12 protein-coding genes are annotated in these 19,653 nt (G+C 66.3%); 6 read left to right on the plus strand and 6 right to left on the minus strand.

The features are described from left to right. The first annotated feature begins 641 nt into the window (after positions 1–641). The 6 genes from J2S53_RS03065 to J2S53_RS03090 all read left to right on the plus strand — a co-directional run bounded on the left by J2S53_RS03065 (position 642) and on the right by J2S53_RS03090 (position 10,927). On the plus strand, positions 642–2,339 hold the full coding sequence (locus J2S53_RS03065) for a glycine/sarcosine N-methyltransferase (RefSeq protein ID WP_456239667.1): 1,698 nt from the start codon (positions 642–644) through the stop codon (positions 2,337–2,339). A gap of 66 nt (positions 2,340–2,405) precedes the next feature. Next, positions 2,406–3,599, plus strand: coding sequence for a methionine adenosyltransferase (gene metK, locus J2S53_RS03070; RefSeq protein ID WP_435545552.1), 1,194 nt, complete (start codon positions 2,406–2,408; stop codon positions 3,597–3,599). 146 nt (positions 3,600–3,745) lie between these two features. Next, complete coding sequence (locus J2S53_RS03075; protein ID WP_456239668.1) at positions 3,746–4,720, plus strand: carbohydrate kinase family protein; 975 nt, start codon at positions 3,746–3,748, stop codon at positions 4,718–4,720. A 21-nt stretch (positions 4,721–4,741) separates the two neighbouring features. After that, positions 4,742–8,347 (plus strand): methionine synthase, encoded by a 3,606-nt coding sequence (metH, locus tag J2S53_RS03080; RefSeq protein ID WP_456239669.1) that lies wholly within the window; start codon positions 4,742–4,744, stop codon positions 8,345–8,347. Positions 8,348–8,408: 61 nt separating this feature from the next. Beyond that, entirely contained in the window at positions 8,409–9,872 is a 1,464-nt protein-coding gene (gene ahcY, locus J2S53_RS03085) for an adenosylhomocysteinase (protein ID WP_456239670.1), read from the plus strand. 161 nt (positions 9,873–10,033) lie between these two features. After that, positions 10,034–10,927, plus strand: a complete 894-nt coding sequence (locus tag J2S53_RS03090; protein WP_456239671.1) for a methylenetetrahydrofolate reductase — start codon at positions 10,034–10,036, stop codon at positions 10,925–10,927. A 195-nt stretch (positions 10,928–11,122) separates the two neighbouring features. On the opposite strand, the gene J2S53_RS03095 is transcribed toward J2S53_RS03090, so the two are convergent. The 6 genes from J2S53_RS03095 to J2S53_RS03120 form a co-directional block, all read right to left on the minus strand. Continuing rightward, a complete protein-coding gene (locus tag J2S53_RS03095; RefSeq protein WP_456239672.1) occupies positions 11,123–11,551 on the minus strand; it encodes an ester cyclase in 429 nt (142 codons plus the stop codon). A 112-nt stretch (positions 11,552–11,663) separates the two neighbouring features. After that, positions 11,664–13,883, minus strand: coding sequence for a thiamine pyrophosphate-dependent enzyme (locus J2S53_RS03100; RefSeq protein ID WP_456239673.1), 2,220 nt, complete (start codon positions 13,881–13,883; stop codon positions 11,664–11,666). 58 nt (positions 13,884–13,941) lie between these two features. Further along, entirely contained in the window at positions 13,942–14,859 is a 918-nt protein-coding gene (locus tag J2S53_RS03105) for a LysR family transcriptional regulator (protein WP_092979895.1), read from the minus strand. A 111-nt stretch (positions 14,860–14,970) separates the two neighbouring features. Next, entirely contained in the window at positions 14,971–16,449 is a 1,479-nt protein-coding gene (locus J2S53_RS03110; RefSeq protein ID WP_456239674.1) for an aldehyde dehydrogenase family protein, read from the minus strand. Positions 16,450–17,032: 583 nt separating this feature from the next. Further along, complete coding sequence (locus J2S53_RS03115) at positions 17,033–18,613, minus strand: amidohydrolase (RefSeq protein ID WP_456242684.1); 1,581 nt, start codon at positions 18,611–18,613, stop codon at positions 17,033–17,035. A 41-nt stretch (positions 18,614–18,654) separates the two neighbouring features. Then, a complete protein-coding gene (locus tag J2S53_RS03120; RefSeq protein ID WP_456239675.1) occupies positions 18,655–19,530 on the minus strand; it encodes a hypothetical protein in 876 nt (291 codons plus the stop codon). Positions 19,531–19,653 lie beyond the last annotated feature (123 nt).

The following is a 19,653-nucleotide window of genomic DNA, read 5'->3' on the forward strand; positions in this document are numbered from 1 at the left end:
CTTTGATCATTCTTCTCGCCGAGAAGTGGTGTTGACCTGGACGAACAGCGTCTTCGTCGCGGAAGAGTGGGGTATCACACCCCGGGCCGGGGTGGGGCGTAACATCCGGGGTCCCTCCTTCGATGGAAGGGGCGCAGGCGAATAAAGAATCAGTGCGGCACCGCGGTCGCGTTGTTCATTTCATCGGATCGTACGGTTGCACTATTCGTCCCCGTTGTGGTATGCGGCGTACGCGCATTGTACTGCATCTTTGGCGTGATTGCCTTTGCCGGATCGTGACCCCTGGTGCGGAAAACTAAATTCTCCCTGGTGACGCCCTATTTTTTACTTAGGGTAACTGTGCGAATCACGCGATCATCCTATTTCTATGATTAGGGTCACAGCTGAATGTGCTTGCATTTTTCGTGAATGCGAATAAGTTGGGTTCTCGGCGTACGGAATCTGCGTCGGGATCGGGCGGCAAAGGTGCCGACCGAGTGTGCTGACCGGTGCCAGTGCGCGGCCCGCCAGTTGGCTGCCCGCACCGGTGCGGTGTGCCCCTTGTGAGGTGCCCCGGCGCGCCCGTGAAGGCTCGGGGCGGTGAATTCACCGTGGTTCCGAGCGATGCAGTGGCGCTTGACCAACGCGAGTGGGAGCTGAGTATGACCAAGAGCGTGGACGATCTTGCACGTGGTGACGAGGGGTCGAACGACCAGGACTCGGTGCACCTCGAGGAGCAGGCGTTCGGCGACAATCCGTTGGAAGTACGCGACACTGATCACTACACCCAAGAGTATGTCGGTGGATTCGTCGACAAGTGGGACGATCTGATCGATTGGAAGGCCCGCTACGAGAGCGAGGGGACCTTCTTCATCGATCAATTGCGTGCCCGTGGTGTCAAGACCGTGCTGGACGCAGCGACCGGGACCGGTTTCCACTCGGTCCGGCTGCTCGAAGAGGGTTTTGAGACCGTCAGCGCGGACGGCAGTCCGCAGATGCTGGCCAAGGCCTTCAGTAACGGACTGGAGTACGGTGGTCACATTCTGCGTGTGGTCAACGCGGACTGGCGCTGGCTCAACCGCGACGTGCACGGTGAATACGACGCGATCATTTGCCTGGGTAACTCGTTTACCCACCTCTTCTCGGAGCGGGACCGCCGCAAGACGCTGGCGGAGTTCTACGCGATGCTCAAGCACGACGGTGTTCTGATCATCGACCAGCGTAACTACGATTCCATTCTGGACACCGGCTTCTCCAGTAAGCACACCTATTACTACGCCGGTGAGGACGTTTCCGCCGAGCCGGACCACATCGACGACGGTCTGGCGCGGTTCAAGTACACGTTCCCGGACAAGTCCGAATTCTTCCTGAACATGTACCCGCTGCGGAAGGACTATGTCCGGCGGCTCATGCGTGAGGTCGGTTTCCAGCGGATTGACACCTACGGTGACTTTCAGGAAACCTACGGTGACACGGAGCCGGACTTCTTCATCCACGTGGCGGAGAAGAACTACCGCACCGAGGACGAGTTCCTGGACATGTACTCCAACGCGGTCCACACCGCGCGGGACTACTACAACTCCGAGGACGCGGACAACTTCTACTACCACGTCTGGGGAGGCAACGACATCCACGTCGGTCTCTACCAGACCCCGCAGGAGGACATCGCCGCGGCGAGCGAGCGCACTGTCCAGCGGATGGCGAGCAAGGTCGACATCGACGCCAACACCACCATCCTGGACTTGGGCGCGGGCTACGGCGGTGCCGCCCGCTACCTGGCGCGAACCTACGGATGCAAGGTGACCTGCCTCAACCTCAGCGAGGTGGAGAACCAGCGCAACCGCGAGATCAGCCGTGCCGAGGGCCTCGATCACCTCATCGAGGTGGCCGACGGCTCGTTCGAGGACATCCCCTACCAGGACAATGCCTTCGACATCGTCTGGTCGCAGGACTCCTTCCTGCACAGCGGTGACCGCACCAGGGTGATGGAGGAGATCTCCAGGGTCCTCAAGCCCAAGGGCTCGGTGCTGTTCACCGACCCGATGGCCGCCGACTCGGCCGAGAAGAGCGCGCTCGGGCCGATCCTGGACCGGCTGCACCTGGACTCGCTCGGGTCCCCCGGCTTCTACCGCAAGGAGCTGACCAGGCTCGGGCTGCAGAACGTCGAGTTCGAGGACCTCAGCGAGTACCTGCCGCTGCACTACGGCCGGGTGCTGGAAGTTCTGGAAAGCCGGGAGAACGAACTCGCCGACTTCATCGGCGAGGAATACCGGACTCGCATGAAGACCGGCCTGCGCAACTGGGTGCAGGGCGGCAATGGCGGGAACCTTGCCTGGGGCATCATCCACGCCAAGGCATGACAGGCCGTCGAGTACGAAGAATAATCGAAGCAACAAGCAGTGAGGTGAAGATCAGCCGTGACTGAGATGAACCGCAGGTTGTTTACCAGTGAGTCCGTGACCGAGGGCCACCCGGACAAGATGGCCGACTCGATCAGTGACGCGATCCTGGACGCGATGCTGGCGCAGGACCCGCGTTCGCGTGTGGCCATGGAGACCATGATCACCACGGGTCAGGTGCACCTGGCCGGTGAGGTCACCACCGCCGCCGACGTGGACCTGCCCGCGATCGTGCGGGAGAAGGTCCTGGAGATCGGGTACGACAACTCGGCCAAGGGCTTCGACGGCGATTCCTGCGGCATCAACGTCTCGATCGACGCGCAGTCGCCGGACATCGGTCAGGGTGTCGATACCGCGCACGAGTCCCGTGTCGATGGTGTCATCGACGAGATCGCCCAGCAGGGCGCCGGTGACCAGGGGCTCATGTTCGGCTACGCCTCGAACGAGACCGACGAGCTGATGCCGCTGCCGATCGCCCTGGCGCACCGCATGTCCCGCAGGCTCACCAGGGTCCGCACCGAGGGTGTGCTGCCCTACCTGCGTGCCGACGGCAAGACCCAGGTCACGGTCGAGTACGCGGGTGACCAGCCGGTCCGGCTGGACACCGCCGTGCTGTCCACGCAGCACGCCGGCGACATCGACCTCGACGCCATGCTGGCTCCCGACATCCGTGAGCACGTCATCAACCCGGAGATCGAGCGTGTCGGCCTCGACACCACCGACCTCCGCCTGCTGGTGAATCCGACGGGTCGGTTCGTCACGGGTGGTCCGATGGGTGACTGTGGTCTGACGGGCCGCAAGATCATTGTGGACACCTACGGTGGTATGGCGCGGCACGGTGGTGGCGCGTTCTCGGGTAAGGACCCGTCGAAGGTGGACCGGTCGGCGGCTTATGCCACTCGGTGGGTGGCCAAGAACGCGGTGGCCGCGGGGTTGGCGAACCGGATCGAGGTGCAGACGGCCTACGCGATCGGTAAGGCGGCTCCGGTGGGGCTGTTCGTGGAGACGTTCGGCACCGAGAACGTGGATCCGGTCAAGATTCAGGCCGCGATCAACGAGGTGTTCGATCTGCGTCCGGCGGCGATCATCCGTGATCTGGATCTGCTGCGGCCGATCTACGCGCCGACGGCGGCCTACGGGCACTTCGGGCGTACGGATGTGGACCTGCCCTGGGAACGCACCGACCGCGTCGAGGCCCTGAAGAGCGCCGCGGGCCTCTGACAGCCGCATAGCGACGTTTCGTCGACGCCGCGGGGCGCGGAAGCTTCCGCGCCCCGCGGCGTGGCGAACAATGCCAGGTTCGCTCATCCACGACCGCGGGCCGGTGCCGCGAGATGGTCACCGGCCCTGGTGAAGGAGTTTTCCCAGTGCAAATTGCGGTGACCGGTTCAATCGCCACCGACCACCTGATGTCCTTCCCGGGCAAGATCGCCGATCAGCTCATCGCCGACCGGCTCGACCAGGTTTCGCTTTCCTTCCTCGTGAACCAGCTCGAGGTGCGCCGCGGCGGTGTCGCGGGCAACATCACCTTCGGCCTCGGCCAGCTCGGTGTGACACCGCTGCTGGTGGGCGCGGTCGGCGAGGACTTCGCCGAGTACCGCGCGTGGCTGGACCGGCACGGTGTCGACACCAGTGCGGTCCACACCTCCAAGACGGCTCACACCGCTCGGTTCACCTGCACCACCGACGAGAGCCAGAACCAGATCGCCTCGTTCTACCCCGGTGCGATGTCCGAGGCCAGCGAGATCGAGCTCAAGCCCATCTCCGACCGGGTGGGCGGCCTGGACCTCGTGATCGTCTCGGCCAACGATCCGGAAGCGATGGTGCGCCACAGCCAGGAGTGCCGCGATCGCGGATTCGACTTCGTCGCGGACCCGGGCCAGCAGCTCGCCCTCATGGACGGGCCGCAGATCCGTAAGCTGGTGGAGGGTGCCAAGTACCTGTTCACCAACGAGTACGAGCACAGCCTGCTGCTGCAGAGCACCGGCATGTCGCACGCCGAGGTGCTCGACCAGGTCGGCATGTGGGTCACCTCGCTCGGTGAGAACGGTGTGCGCATTGAGTCCAAGTCGGCCGAGACGGTCGAGATCGCCCCGGTCAAGCCCAAGCAGGTCGGCGACCCCACCGGTGTGGGTGACGCGCTGCGCGCGGGCTTCCTGGCCGGCCTGGCCAACGGCCTGGGCCTCGAGCGTTCCATTCAGCTCGGGTGCACCCTGGCGACAACATCCCTGGAAACCGACGGACCGCAGGAATACGAGGTCGAGAAGGGCTCGTTCGTTTCGAGGTTCGCCGAGGCCTACGGCAAGCAGGCCGCGGGCGAGATCGAATCCGTGCTTCGCTGAAGCGTTCGGGAAGGCAGCGTGATGACGAAACAGGAAGAATCGGGCCGTCGGGACAACGACCCGAGCGGGTTTCTCACGGCCATCGCCGAACGTGTGCTCGTCGGGGACGGCGGCATGGGTACGGCGCTGCAGGAGCACGACCTGACCCTGGAGGACTTCAACAACCTCGAAGGTTGCAACGAGATCCTCAACGAGACGCGCCCCGACGTCGTGCGCTCGGTCTACCGGGGCTTCCTGAAGAACGGCTCGGACGCCATCGAGTCGAACACGTTCGGCTGCAACCTGCCGAACCTCGGTGAGTACGGGATCGAGGACAGGATCCGTGACCTCTCCGAGAAGGGTGTGGCGCTGGCCCGGGAGTGCTGTGACGAGTACTCCACGCCGGAGAAGCCGCGTTTCATTCTGGGGTCGATGGGTCCCGGAACCAAGCTGCCCACTCTGGGACACGCCCCGTACGCCGACCTGCGGGACGCCTACTACGAGCAGGTACTGGGCATGCTCGACGGCGGCGTCGACGTGATCCTGGTCGAGACCTCGCAGGACCTGCTGCAGACCAAGGCGTCCATCGTCGCGGCCAAGCGCGCGATGGCCACGCAGCGGAAGTGGGTTCCGATCATCGCCCACGTCACCGTGGAGCAGACCGGCACCATGCTGGTCGGGTCCGAGATCGGTGCGGCGCTGACGGCGTTGGAGCCGCTCGGCATCGACATGATCGGCATGAACTGCGCGACCGGGCCCGCCGAGATGAGCGAGCACCTGCGGGTGCTGGCCGATCACGCGCGGGTGCCGATCTCGGTCATGCCCAACGCCGGGCTGCCCGAGCTGGGCCCCAACGGCGCGGTGTACCCGCTGCAGCCCGCCGAACTGGCCGAGGCGTTGGTCGACTTCGCCAACAACTACGGTGCTCGGCTGGTCGGTGGCTGCTGTGGTGTGACCGGCGAACACGTTCGCCAGGTCGCCGAGGCGGTATCCGAGCTGAGTCCGGCGGAGCGGGAGCCGGAGATCGTTCCGTCGATCTCCTCGATGTACCAGGCGATCCCGTTCGAGCAGGAAGCCTCGATCCTCAACGTCGGCGAGCGCACCAACGCCAACGGCTCCAAGGCGTTCCGCGAGGCGATGCTGGAGGAGCGCTACGAGGACTGCGTCGAGATCGCGAAGGGGCAGACCCGCGAGGGCGCCCACATGCTCGACCTGTGCGTGGACTACGTGGGCCGCGACGGCACCCACGACATGCGCGAGCTGGCTTCCCGGCTGGCCACCGCCTCGACGCTGCCGGTCATGGTGGACTCCACCGAGGCCGACGTCATCGAGGTCGGCCTGGAGCACCTCGGCGGTCGGTGCGCGATCAACTCGATCAACTACGAGGACGGCACCGAGGAGGGCGGTCGTTACGACCGGGTCATGAAGATGGCCGTCGAGCACGGTGCCACCGTGGTGTGCACCTGCATCGACGAGGAGGGCCAGGCCCGCACCGCCGAGTGGAAGCTGCGGGTGGCCGAGCGGATCATCGAGGATCTGACCGGGAACTGGGGTCTGGACAAGTCCGCGATCATCATCGACCTCCTGGTATTCCCGATCACCACCGGTCAGGAGGAGGTCCGGCAGGACGCCATCGAGACGATCAACGCCATCCGGGAGCTCAAGACGCGGCACCCGGAGGTGCAGACCACGCTGGGTCTGTCCAACGTCTCGTTCGGTCTCAACGCCGCGGCCCGCCAGGTGCTCAACTCGGTCTTCCTCAACGAGTGCCGGGAAGCCGGTCTGGACAGTGCCATCCTGCACGCGTCCAAGATCCTGCCGATGAACAAGATCGACGAGGAATCTCGCCAGGTCGCGCTGGACCTCGTCTACGACCGGCGGACCGAGGCCACCGAGACCGAGGAAGCCTACGACCCGCTGCAGAAGCTGATGGCCCTGTTCGAGGGCAAGTCGGCCGAGACCACCGGTTCGTCCAAGGCCGAGGAGCTGGCGGCCCTGCCGTTGTTCGAGCGGTTGGAGCAGCGCATCGTCGACGGCGAGAAGAACGGTCTGAACGCCGATCTCGACGAGGCGATGCAGGAGAAGAAGCCGCTCGAGATCGTCAACGACACGTTGCTGTCGGGGATGAAGACGGTCGGTGACCTCTTCGGCGCGGGTCAGATGCAGCTGCCCTTCGTGCTGCAGGCCGCCGAGATCATGAAGACCGCGGTGGCCCACCTCGAGCCACACATGGAGAAGGACGACTCGGGTGGCAAGGGCAGATTGCTGCTGGCCACGGTCAAGGGCGATGTGCACGACATCGGCAAGAACCTGGTCGACATCATCGTGTCCAACAACGGCTACGAGGTGGTCAACATCGGCATCAAGCAGCCGATCAACACCATTCTCGAAGAGGCCGAGAAGAACAACGTCGACGCGATCGGCATGTCCGGACTGCTGGTCAAGTCCACGGTCATCATGAAGGACAACCTGGAGGAGATGAACTCCAGGGGAATCGCGGAGAAGTACCCGGTTCTGCTGGGTGGTGCCGCTCTGACCAGGTCCTTCGTCGAGAACGACCTCGACGAGATGTACCAGGGCGACGTGCGCTACGCCAAGGACGCCTTCGAGGGGCTCAAGCTCATGGACCGCATCATGCAGTCCAAGCGCGGCGAGAACCCCGAGGAGGACGAGGCGGAACAGGCCAAGAAGGCCGAGCGCAAGGCCAGGCGCGAGCGTTCCAACCGGATCGCGGAGAAGCGCAAGGCCGAGCAGGGGCCGGAACCGGACGAGCGCGACGACAGCGTCCGCTCCGACGTCGACGCCGACGTTCCCGTTCCCACGCCGCCGTTCTGGGGTTCCAAGGTCGTCAAGGGACTTTCCAGCAACGAGTACCTCGCGCTGCTCGACGAACGTGCCACGTTCTTCGGACAGTGGGGGCTGCGCGGTGCCAAGAAGGGACAGGGGCCCAGCTACGAGGAGCTCGTCGAGAGCGACGGTCGTCCCCGGCTGCGCGCCTGGATGGACGAGCTCGCGACCAAGGGCATCCTGCAGCACGCGGCGCTGGTCTACGGCTACTTCCCGTGCGTGTCCGAGGGCAACGACCTGATCGTGCTCGACAAGGACTCCCCGGACGCTCCGGAACGGTTCCGGTTCAACTTCCCGAGGCAGAAGCGGGACCGCAGGCTGTGCCTGGCCGACTTCTACCGCTCGAGGGAGAAGGCCGAGGCCACCGGCCAGGTGGACGTGCTGCCGCTGCAGCTGGTCACGATGGGGCAGCCCATCGCCGACTACGCCAACGAGCTGTTCGCCGCCGACGCCTACCGGGACTACCTGGAGATCCACGGTCTCGGTGTGCAGCTGACAGAGGCGATGGCCGAGTACTGGCACCGTCGCATCCGCCGCGAGCTGCAGTGGTCCTCCGGCGAGACGGTCGCCTCCGAGGACCCGGACAACGTCGAGGAGTTCTTCAAGCTCGGCTACCGCGGTGCCCGCTTCTCGCTCGGCTACGGTGCTTGCCCCGATCTGGAGGACCGCGCCAAGATCGTCGAACTGCTCGGCGCGGAGAACATCGGCGTGGAACTCTCGGAGGAGTACCAGCTCCATCCGGAGCAGTCCACCGATGCCATCGTCGCGGTCCACCCCGAGGCCAAGTACTTCAACACCTGACAGGCGGCAGGCGCGACACTGGCCGAAAGCTGCCCGATAGAGAAAACGAGGAAGGGAAAACATGAGCCCGAAGTTGCAGAAGGCAGGAGACATCGAGTTCGCCATCGCGGATCCGAAGCTGGCCGAGTCCGGCCGTCACCAGATCCGGCTGGCCGAACACGAGATGCCCGGCCTGATGGCGACTCGCCGGGAGTACGCGGACAGCAAGCCGCTCAAGGGTGCGCGTATCGCGGGTTCGCTGCACATGACCGTGCAGACCGCCGTCCTGATCGAGACGCTGGTGGAGCTGGGCGCCGAGGTACGCTGGGTGTCCTGCAACATCTTCTCCACCCAGGACGAGGCCGCCGCGGCCGTCGTCGTCGGCCCCAACGGCACGCCGGACAAGCCCGCCGGTGTCCCGGTGTTCGCCTGGAAGGGTGAGACGCTGGAGGAGTACTGGTGGTGCACCAACCAGCTGTTCCAGGGCTTCTCCAACAACCAGGGCCCGAACATGATCCTGGACGACGGTGGCGACGCCACCATGCTGGTCCAGAAGGGCGTCGAGTTCGAGACGGCCGGTGCCGTGCCGCAGCCGACCGAGGACGACCCGGACGAGTTCAAGGTCGTGCTGTCGGTGCTGCGCGAGAGCCTGGCCAACGACAAGCAGCGGTTCACCAAGGCCGCCAAGGAGATCAAGGGCGTCACCGAGGAAACCACCACCGGTGTGCACAAGCTCTACGAGCTCGTCAAGTCCGGTGACCTGCTGTTCCCGGCGATCAACGTCAACGACTCGGTCACCAAGTCGAAGTTCGACAACAAGTACGGCTGCCGCCACTCCCTCGTCGACGGCATCAACCGTGCCACCGACGTGCTCATCGGCGGTAAGGTCGCCGTGATCTGCGGCTTCGGTGACGTCGGCAAGGGCTCCGCCGAGTCGCTGCGTGGCCAGGGCGCCCGGGTCATCGTCACCGAGATCGACCCGATCTGCGCGCTGCAGGCCGCGATGGAGGGCTACGAGGTCAAGACGATGGACGAGGTCGTCGACACCGCCGACATCTTCATCACGACCACGGGCAACTTCGACGTCATCACGGCCGACCACATGAGCCGGATGAAGCACAACGCCATCGTGGGCAACATCGGCCACTTCGACAACGAGATCGACATGGCCGGTCTGGAGAAGACCCCCGGCATCAAGAAGACCGAGATCAAGCCGCAGGTGCACGAGTTCACCTACCCGGACGGCCACGCCGTGATCGTGCTGTCCGAGGGCAGGCTGCTCAACCTGGGTAACGCCACCGGGCACCCGAGCTTCGTGATGTCGAACTCCTTCACCAACCAGACGATCGCCCAGATCGAGCTGTTCAACAAGCCCGACGAGTACGACCGCGACGTCTACATGCTGCCGAAGCACCTCGACGAGAAGGTCGCCCGGCTGCACCTGGACGCGCTCGGCGTCAACCTCACCAAGATGACCAAGGCTCAGGCCGAGTACATCGGTGTGGACGTCGAGGGGCCGTACAAGCCGGAGCACTACCGCTACTGATCCGGCTCGGTTCGCACGCTGATGCGTTCGGGGCGGCCACTGCCCGAGGTGGTGGCCGCCCCGGCACACCGAGTGGAACCGGCCCTCGTCGCCTGTCGGCGAACCCGAATCCCGGCGGGGGCCGTTCCGAGCCGGTGAGAACAACACAAGGAGGCCAGCACGTGACCCGGGTCGTGGACCGGCTACAGCCGGGCAGGACCGTGTTCTCGGTGGAATTCTTCCCGCCGCGCAACGACGACGAAGAGCGGATCCTCTGGAAAGCCGTGCGCGAGCTGGAACCGCTGGACCCCGCCTACGTGTCCGTCACGTACGGTGCGGGTGGCTCCAGCAGGGACCGCACGATTCGCACGGTCGGGCGTATCGCCCAGGAAACCACCATGCTGCCGATGGCGCACCTTACCGGTGTGGACCATTCCAAGGACGAGCTCCGGCACGTCGTCGGATCGCTGGCGAGCGAGGGTATCCAAAACATTCTGGCGATCCGGGGAGACCCGCCCGGTGATCCGATGGGGGAGTGGATTCCGCATCCGGACGGGATCCTCTACGCCGACGAGCTGGTTCGGCTGGTTCGTTCCTGCGGTGACTTCTCGGTCGGCGTAGCCGCCTTCCCGCACATGCACCCGCGTTCGACGGATATCGAGACCGAGACCGATCACCTGGTCAACAAGATCAGGGCGGGTTCCGAATTCGCCGTGGCGCAGCTGTTCCTGCAGCCGGAGTACTTCCTGCGGTTGCGTGACCGGCTCGCTGCCCGCGACTGCCACGCCCCCCTCCTACCGGGTGTGATGCCGATAACCACGCCGAAGGTGCTGAGCAAGTTCCAGCATCTCGCCGGGGTTCCCGTACCCGCCGAGGTCTCCAACGTGCTGGACCCGTTGGTCGACGACCCGAAGGCCTTCCGCGCGGCGGGAATCGAACTGAGCACCAAGCTGTGCGAGCGGTTGATCTCCGAAGGAGTCCCCGGACTGCACTTCTACAGCCTCAACCGGGCCAAGGCCACCCGCGAGGTGGTGGACAACCTCGGACTGGCGGAGGGAGTCCTGCAGCCCGCCTGAGTCGTCGCGGTCGTCGGCCCTCCGGTGCCGCCGCCCCTCCTCCGACGGGGAGGCGGCGGCACTTTTCGTTGGAGGGGGCGTCATCCGGTGGAGCGCAGCTCGCCGCTCGAGAGCGGCCCGGCCGCGGCAAGGCGCCGCCTCACTTGCCGGTGGCCGCTTCCCCGCGAGTTCTTTCAACTTCTCCTCCCACTCGGCTCACCCGCTCGTCCCGAGCTGCTTGCTCAACCAGGGACCGTCCGAACAGACCCAGTACGCTACGAACACTCCCTCGCGAAACCGCAGTATGTCGTTGCCCGTGAACTCCACCTCGGTGCCCGCTGCCGCCGTCGCTCCCGGAACGCCGCCCGCGTAGGTGCCGGTGCCGAGCCATCTCGCGCTGAGCAGATCGCCTTCGACGATCGGTCCGACCTCGAGCGTGAATCGCAGTTCCTCGAACGGTTGCCTTCCCAGCTCCACCAGCCTCGTCAGACCGGCCGGTCCTACCAGCTCCCGCTCGGTTCCGGGGCGGATCTCGCCGTGGTGGATGGCGAAGTCCTCGCTGACGATCTCCCGGGCCACGCCGTGCTCCCCGGCCCACAGCTCGTTCAGCCAACGCCGGTACAGGTTCTTCGCCGTTTCGCTCAATTCCGCCCCCTGGCGTGGTGCACCGTGCTCCCAACAGCGTGGTGCTCGGTGTTGTCTTCCCGGCGGAACCGTCCCGCCCCCACGGCGAACCGGCCGGTCACCCGCTGGCCGGTCAGAGCATCTCCAGTGCCGTTCGTTCGATGCTCTCCTCGTCCAGCAGCACGTGATAGGCCGCCTCACCCAGTGGGATGAAACTGTCGGCGCTGCTGGCCCGACGGACGGTGCCGGTGAACCCGGCGTCGATCAGCGCCGTGATCACCCGCTCCGAGATGCCGCCGGAGGCCCTGGTCTCGTCGGCCACCAGCACCCTGCCGGTCGCCTCGGCGGCCCGCGACAGCTGGTGCCGGGGCAGCGGAGCCAGCCAGCGCAGGTCCAGTACGTGAATCCCCACTCCTCGCTGCCGCAGCCGCCGCGCCACCCGCAGACTCATCGCCAGCCCGTTGCCGGAGGTGACCAGCGTGAGGTCCGAACCGTACACGTACTCACCCGCGGAGCCGAGCGGTACGTGCCCCGACTCGCCGTCGGGGTAGCCGGCCGTCCAGCCACCGTCGCCGGGTTCGTGCAGATCGCGGGTGTGATAGAGCGCGATCGGTTCCAGGAACACGCACACCCGCCCGTCCACCTCGGCCGCGGCGAGACAACTCCGCAGCATCGCGGCCGCGTCGTCCGGTCTTGCCGGTGAGGCAACCACAACACCGGGAATGTCCAGCAGCGCGGCGACACTGTTGTCGTTGTGGAAGTGCCCGCCGAATCCCCGCTGGTAGGCATAGCCCGGTACTCGCACCACCATGGGATTGCGGTACCTCCCGCTGGAGAAGAATCCCGTCGTGGCCGCTTCGCCGCGAATCTGGTCCGCGGCGTTGTGCAGGTAGGCCAGATACTGGATCTCCGGAACCGGGAGCAGTCCCGCCAGCCCCGCTCCGAGCGCGGTGCCGAGGATGCTCTGCTCGTCCAGCAGGGTGTCGAACACTCGTGCGCCCCCGAATTCGCGGTGCAGACCACGGGTTACCCCGTAGACTCCGCCCTTGCGGGCGACGTCCTGGCCGAAAACCAGCGATCCTTCGTTGTGCGCCAGCTCCTCGGCGAGCGCGCGGTTGATGCTCTGGGCCAGCGTCAACGGAGTCCCGTTCTTCGACGGAGCGGTACCGGAGACCGTTGCCCGCCCCGTCGACGCGGCGGTGACCAGCCGCACCCGTTCGGCGATCCGCTCGGGGCTGTCGCACGCGATCGAAGCGCTTACCTCGGCGGAGCTGCCCAGCTTGCGCTGGTCGAGGGCCCGTTCCGCGGTCTCGGCGACCTCGGCGCGTTTGGCCTCGTAACGGTCGATCACCTGCCGCGCGTCCAGCACACCGTGGTTGACCAGTGCTTCGGCGGTACCCAGCAGCGGGTCCCGCCGGTACTCGGCGGTGATGTCCTCGGGGCTTCGGTACCCGGTTTCCACATCGGAACCCGCGTGTCCCATCAGACGAACCGTACGCAGGTGCAGCAGTGCCGGACGGCGGTGGGTACGGACCCAGTCCGCGGCGCGTTCGGCCACCGCCAGGCACTCCAGCGGATCACTGCCGTCCACCTCGAACCAGGTCAGTTCGGTGCGTGTGCTCAGCGACCGTCTTATCCAACCGTCCGGGGTGGACACGCTGATCCCGATGCCGTTGTCCTCGCACACCAACAGCAGGGGAAGGGGAATGTGCTGGTAGGAGCAGTGCGCCGCGGTGTTCAGAGCTCCGGCCGTGGTCGAGTGGTTCGCCGAGGCGTCCCCGAAGCTGCACACCACCACGGAGTCCCGCGGCCACTCGGTCCGCAGTCCCAGCTTCGCGGCACGTTCGATGCTGAAGGCGAGTCCCACCGCCCGGGGCAGGTGCGAGGCGATCGTCGAGGTCTGCGGCACGATACTCAGCTCGCCGCGTCCGAACACCTTGTGCCTGCCCCCGGCGATCGGTTCCGACGCGGCTGCCACGACCCCGAGCAGCACGTCCCACAGCGGTGCGACCCCCGACACTTCGGCGGCCCGGCGCAGGTAGAACCCACCGGAACGGTAGTGCAGCAGCGCCGGATCCGTCGTGCGCAGCGCGGCGGCGACCGCGGCGTTGGACTCGTGCCCGGCTGAGCCGATGCTGTAGTAGCCCACGCCCCGAGCTCCCAGCTCACGCGCTGCCAGATCCAGATGTCTGCTGCCGAGTTGGCTGTCGAAGAGTTCGAGCAGTTCCCGTCCGGTCCGAACGTCGCCCTCCGCCGCGGGGCTCCGGGGAACGTGTCCTTCCGTCGACCACGCGGCCACCTCCCGCAGGAAGTTGTCGTCGACCGGTTCGGTTCGCGGTGTTCGCCGATTCATGTTCGTTTCCGATCCCGCCGTGAACTCCGATGTGGAAAACTCCGGTGCGAACGGCTTCTCAGCCGGGTGCGGCCCACCTCTCGGCAAGTGCCGCGCAGGATTTCGCCAGTCGCTCCAGCGCCAACGGCAGCAGCGGGTTGGTGTTGTGCTGCCGGTAGATCACCTGGACCCGTCGGTGCGGTTGTCGTCCGGCGATCGGTTTTACCCCGACGTCCTCGTCACCAACCGCCATGGCGGGCAGCAGGGCGGGGCCGAGGCCACGGGCGACCAGATCGCGGATCACCTTGTAGTCGTTGCTGCGGAACACGATGTTCGGAACGAAACCCGCCGCGGCCGCCAGCCGGACCAGCACCCGTGCTCCGGCGGTGTCGTCCCGGGTGCAGGTCCACGAGTCCGCGGCGAGTTCGTCCAGGCGCACCGCTTCCCGCCCCGCCAACGGGTGTTTCGCCGGTAGGCAGAGCCGGAGCGGTTCGGCCAGCAGCTCCTCGACGCGGAGTTCCGCGGGCCAACTGCGGGGATCGAGATCGTATTCGAACACCACGGCCGCGTCCACGTTCCCGTCGAGAACCTCCCCGATGACCTCGTCCGGCTCACCCTCGTCGAGCTGGACCCGGGCGTTCGGCCGCTCGGCCACCACGGCAGCCAGCACGTCCGGAAGCAACCGCGCGTTGGCGGTGGCGAAGCCTGCCAGCCGCAAGCTTCCGGTTTCCCCCACCGCCACTGATCGCATCTCGCGCTCGATGGCTTCCAACTCCCCGAGCACTTCCTTGCTGCGCTGGGCCAGCCGCTCGGCCAACGGAGTGCACCGGATGCTGCGCGCGGTCCGTTCGAACAGGCTCGCACCGAGAGCACGTTCCAACAGCACCATCTGCTGTGACACGGCCGAGGAGGTGTAGCCGAGGACTCGACCGGCTTCGGCGAACGAACCGGTTCGTACACATTCTCTTAGAGTCCGCAGGTGTATCGGATTGAGCACGTTGCCTTCTCGGTAGGACTGCGTCGGCTCGGCCCGCTCGACGGTGCGGGTGGTGGTACCTCCCGCCCGTTCCCAATCGTCGGTTCCGGTCCCGAGTAGCGGCCCGCGGGCTCATCGGTGCCCGCGCAGCTCCGTGGGCAGGCGGTAGTCGAGCTGTGGTTCCACGGCCCCGACGTCCATCTGCGCCTTCTGCAGCTTGCCGGAGAAGTCCCAGTTCAGCGACTGCCATCGGGTGAACTGGTCGATGACCCACATACCCGAGAGCCTGCTGCCGTTTCCGGACTTGCCGTTACCACCGAAGGGCAGGTGAGCCTCCGCGCCCGAGGTGGAGTTGTTGGCACTGACCATGCCCGCTCCGATTCCCTCCCGGAATCGGAACGCCGTCCCCGGGTCGGTGGTGTAGACGGCGGCGGAAAGCCCGTAACCGGGCATGTTTCCCAGCTCGATGGCTTCTTCCAGGGTGTCGAAGGTGGTGACTCCGACCATCGGGCCGAAGGTTTCCCGCTGGAACAGCGTGTCCTCGGTGCGCAGACCGTCGACCAGCACCGGATGGTAGTACAACCCCGTGGAGTAGTCACCGCGGAATCCCTTCCGGGGGTTGGAGTCGGTGATGCGTCCCGTGGCTTCCGAGCCGAGTACCCGGTGGTGCGGCCCTATCTCCTCGAGGAAGCTCTCGAACCTGTCGGCGAACTTCCGGTCCAGCATGGGGCCGTAGAGCACTTCCTGGGTCGGGTTACCGATCGTGGCTTCCCGCAGCATCGCGTCCAGCCGCGAGACGAACTCGTCGTGTACGTCCCGGTGCACGATCAGGTTGCCCAGCGAGGTGCAGCGTTGTCCTCCTGTCCCCCACCCGGAGAACAGCGCGCCCTCCACCGCGAGATCCAGCTCCGCGTCGGCGGCCACCACCATCGGGTTCTTGCCACCGAGCTCCAGGCAGGGGGTCTGCAGGTACCTGCCGCAGAGTTCGCCGATGTCCCGACCGACGTCACTGGAACCGGTGAAGCCGACCTTGTCCACCACACCGTCCTCCAACGCGGCCCGCAGGCCCTCGTAGGTCGGTTGTCCCTCCGCGTAGACCAGGTTCAGCACCCCTTCGGGGACTCCGGCGCGCCATGCCAGCTCCGCGAGGGCGCGGGAGGTAGCCGCCGCGTATTCGGCCGGCTTCCACACCACCGCGTTGCCGCAGACGAGGGCGGGAGCGAGGTACCAGGAGGGAACCGCCACCGGGAAGTTGCCCGCCGTGACCACGGCGGCCACACCTACGGGCGCGCGGAACGTGAACAGCTGTTTGTCGGGCATTTCGGAAGGGACGGTCTGTCCGTACAGTCTGCGCCCCTCGCCGACGAAGTAGTCGCAGGTGTCGATGATCTCCTGCACTTCGCCGAGCGCTTCCGTGTAAGGCTTGCCGATCTCGCGGGTGACCAGACCGGCGAGGGCCTGCTTGTTGGACTCCACGAGCCTGCCGAAGCCGGCGACAACGCGGCCGCGGACCGGTGCGGGTACGCGTGACCATTCCCGCTGTGCGCGTTTCGCCCGCCTCGCGGCCGCGAGGAACGTATCCGGGCCGTCCAGTTCGACGCGCGCCACCACGTCGTCGAGTTCCGCGGGGTTCCGCGAAAGGTATTGACCGTGTTCGCCTCGCGGCCTCGTGTGCTCAGCGGCGTCGCCTGCCTGTTCGGGAGAACCGATCACTGAGCGGCACGTCGTAGCCTCCACCTGCGCACCCCATTCCTGCCGGTGTGTTCCGCACGTTCGGGAGGGAGCAGTGTCCACGTCCCGGTACCGCCACCGTAGACCGTGTTCCCGGTGAGGTAGAGGACTTCAAGCACGACTCCTGTTCGTGTCGAGCGACAGCGGAGCTTGTGCTCCTCGGGGTGATGCAACAGTGAAGCTGGCGTGCCCTTGATTCGTCGCCCGGCGATCCGTCGTCGCCGGTGACGGACTCACAATAGCAACAATGTAATCTGTTGTTTCAGTGTTAAATGAAATAAAGAATTCAATCGGAGACCCCGCGAGAACGAGCGATTCGGAAGAAGAAACGGCACGAGGACGGTGGGGAAGACCCGACGGGACGGAAACACCCGCGCGAGGGGCGGTGAAGCCGATATCGTTCACCCGGCCGAGTGGCTCAGGCCCTCGATCCGGGATAGGTCCGAGGGGCGGTGGTTCGGGTTCACCCGCGGGTGTCGTGCACCACCCTGCCGTCGACCACGGTCATAACCGCACCGACCTCACCGATCTCTCGGACCGGCAGTTCGAACGGATTCGCGTCGAGCACGGTCAGGTCGGCGCGTTTGCCCACCGTGATCGATCCGGTGTGCCGCTCCAACCGGTGAACCCGAGCGCTGCCGATCGTCGCGGCGGCCAGGGCGTCGGACAGCGTGATCGCCTCTCCGGCGAGCAGTGGTGGTTCACTGTCCGCGACGTCGGTGCGGTTGACGGCCACGTGTATCGCCCGCATGGGATCGATCGTCGAAACCGGCCAGTCGCTTCCGGTGGCCAGCAGTGTTCCCGCGGCCAGCAGCGATCCGAACGGGTACTGCCGGGCGTACCGCAGCGGACCGAGGTAGGGAGCGGTCAGCTCCGTCATCGCCGCGTCGTTGTGCGCCCACTCGGCCTGGATGTTGGCCGCTACGCCGAGTTCCGCGAAGCGTGCCAGGTCATCCGGGTGCACCACCTGCAGATGGGCGATCTGGTGCCGGTTCCCGCTGTCGCCGTTCGTTCCGCGCGCCGTGGCAACGGCATCCAGCGCCTGCCGCACGGCGCGGTCCCCGACCGCGTGGAAGTGCACCGCGAATCCCACGTCGTCGAGCGCGCGGACCGCTTCGTTCAGCTCGGAGGAGTCGACATACGAGGTACCGCTGCCGTGCCCGTGCAGGTACGGGTGCAGCATCGCGGCCGTGAAGTTCTCGCACACCCCGTCCAGCATGATCTTGACCGAACCGGTTCGCACGCCTTCACCGCGTGCTGCCTCGGCTCTTCCGACGAGTTCGGGAATCTGTTCGGTTCCGCGTCGCCTGTCCCACCACAGCGAACCGGTCACCCGGCCGCTCAACAGGCCTTCGCCGTGCAGCGCTCGATAGTGCTCGAGCGGATCCGGATAGTTCAGATATCGACCGAGTATGGCGTCGTGCCAGGCCGTCACTCCGTGCGCGTGCAGCCTGCGCTGTCCCGCCAGCAGCGCGCGCAGGTATTCGTCCCGGCCGCCCTCCGGGACGTGCCGGCTGACCAGCTCCACTGCGCTCTCGTGCAGCGTTCCCTGCGGAGTGCCGTCCCGTTCACGTTCGATGCGGCCCCCGGGAGGGTCGGCGGTGTCCCGTTCGATGCCTGCCGCACGCAGGGCCGCGCTGTTGGCCCAGCCGCCGTGCTGATCCTCGTTGATCAGCAGCGCCGGACGTCCGCCCGTCACCCGGTCCAGGCTTTCCCGGTCCGGACAACCGCCCGGGAACAGCGCCATCTCCCAGCCGCCCCCGAGTATCCACCCCGCCCCGGGGTTCGCATCGGCGTAGGCGGAGATCCGCCGCAGGCACTCCGTGCGTCCCCCGCTGTCGGTCAGGTCGCATCTGACCAGCTGCAGGCCCCCGTAGAGCGGATGCACGTGGGCGTCCTGCAGGCCGGGCAGCAGCAGCCTGCCGCGCAGATCGACGATCTCGGTACTGTCGCGGCGCAGCTCCTCGGCATCGGCGCGCCCCAGGGCGAGGATCCTGCCGTCGCCCACCGCCACCGCGTCGGTGAACGACCGCGTACGGTCCATGGTCGCCACCGGACCACCCAGGAACACGGTGTCGGCGGTGGTCACGAGCGGTTCTGCTCCGCCGTGATCACCGAAACCGCCAGTTCGCGGGCCTCGTCGTCCACGTAGGGAAGCTGGAACTCACGTTCGCGGATGTGTTCCACCAGTTCCGGTTGCGGAGCCAGTTCGTGGGTGCGCAGGTAGTAGCCGACGGCCCCCGGCCAGATCCAGCTCCCGTCGGTGTGAAACGTCATGGGTACGGCGGCCTTGCCGTACGGATCGAGCCGGTCGCTGTCGTAACCGCGTGCCGCGAGAACAACGGGTGCGCGTTCGAGGTACTCCAGAACTCGGTCCCGGTCCTCGGGGGTGAGCGCCCGACGGTTCGTCACCGGTCGCCCGACGGCGTCGGTGCCGTCGAACACGTCGGCCCTGTGCAGTTGTTCCGGGCTCGTGGCCGCCCCGGGGGTGCTCAGCCCGGCCCGTTCGGCGAGCCATCCGGGGATGTTGTGCGTGGCACGTGGGTACTGGCTCAGCTCCGCGGCGAACTCGGTGTACGGGGGTTCCTGTTCCCATTCGGGACTGTGGTCGCCGTTGAAGTCGACGCTGTAACTGGCCGGACGGCTGAGCTGGTAGGTGGCGCTGACCCACGTGCCCCGCTGCGGCTGGTACATACCGTGCCGCAGCTCGGCGAACAGCTCGCCCACTTCGGATGTCATGGCGACCGGGATACCCGTACCGTTGGGTGCGATCAATTCCGCGGCCAGCTCGCGGTACGAACCGACGGCGCGGTACCGCACACTCACTTCCTGCCAGCCGGGTGGCAACGCGTGCACGATTCCCCGACCGATTCGCTGGATCATCTCCTGTTGCCCGTGTTGATCCAACATCCCCGGCGCTTCGGTCTCGCCGGGCTCCCGCGGTGGTTCCGGTTGGCTCATACCTGCATCCTCCCGGTCTGATGGCCGAACTTGGCCGCTCCCGCGATTTCGCGACTGGTACTCGGAGCGCGGTGGTGGGAGACGACTCCGACACAAGCCTAGTAGTGCGTTCTTCCGTCCTGG

The organism is Actinopolyspora lacussalsi, from assembly GCA_030803735.1.
Taxonomy (GTDB): Bacteria; Actinomycetota; Actinomycetes; order Mycobacteriales; family Pseudonocardiaceae; genus Actinopolyspora; species Actinopolyspora lacussalsi.

Bases quoted from the DNA above. Each gene is read 5' to 3' on its own strand.
- J2S53_RS03065 (WP_456239667.1), top strand. From the start codon at position 642: ATGACCAAGAGCGTGGACGATCTTGCACGTGGTGACGAGGGGTCGAAC.
- metK (WP_435545552.1), top strand. From the start codon at position 2,406: ATGAACCGCAGGTTGTTTACCAGTGAGTCCGTGACCGAGGGCCACCCG.
- metH (WP_456239669.1), top strand. From the start codon at position 4,742: ATGACGAAACAGGAAGAATCGGGCCGTCGGGACAACGACCCGAGCGGG.
- ahcY (WP_456239670.1), top strand. From the start codon at position 8,409: ATGAGCCCGAAGTTGCAGAAGGCAGGAGACATCGAGTTCGCCATCGCG.
- J2S53_RS03100 (WP_456239673.1), bottom strand. From the start codon at position 13,883: ATGAATCGGCGAACACCGCGAACCGAACCGGTCGACGACAACTTCCTG.
- J2S53_RS03115 (WP_456242684.1), bottom strand. From the start codon at position 18,613: ATGGACCGTACGCGGTCGTTCACCGACGCGGTGGCGGTGGGCGACGGC.
- J2S53_RS03120 (WP_456239675.1), bottom strand. From the start codon at position 19,530: ATGAGCCAACCGGAACCACCGCGGGAGCCCGGCGAGACCGAAGCGCCG.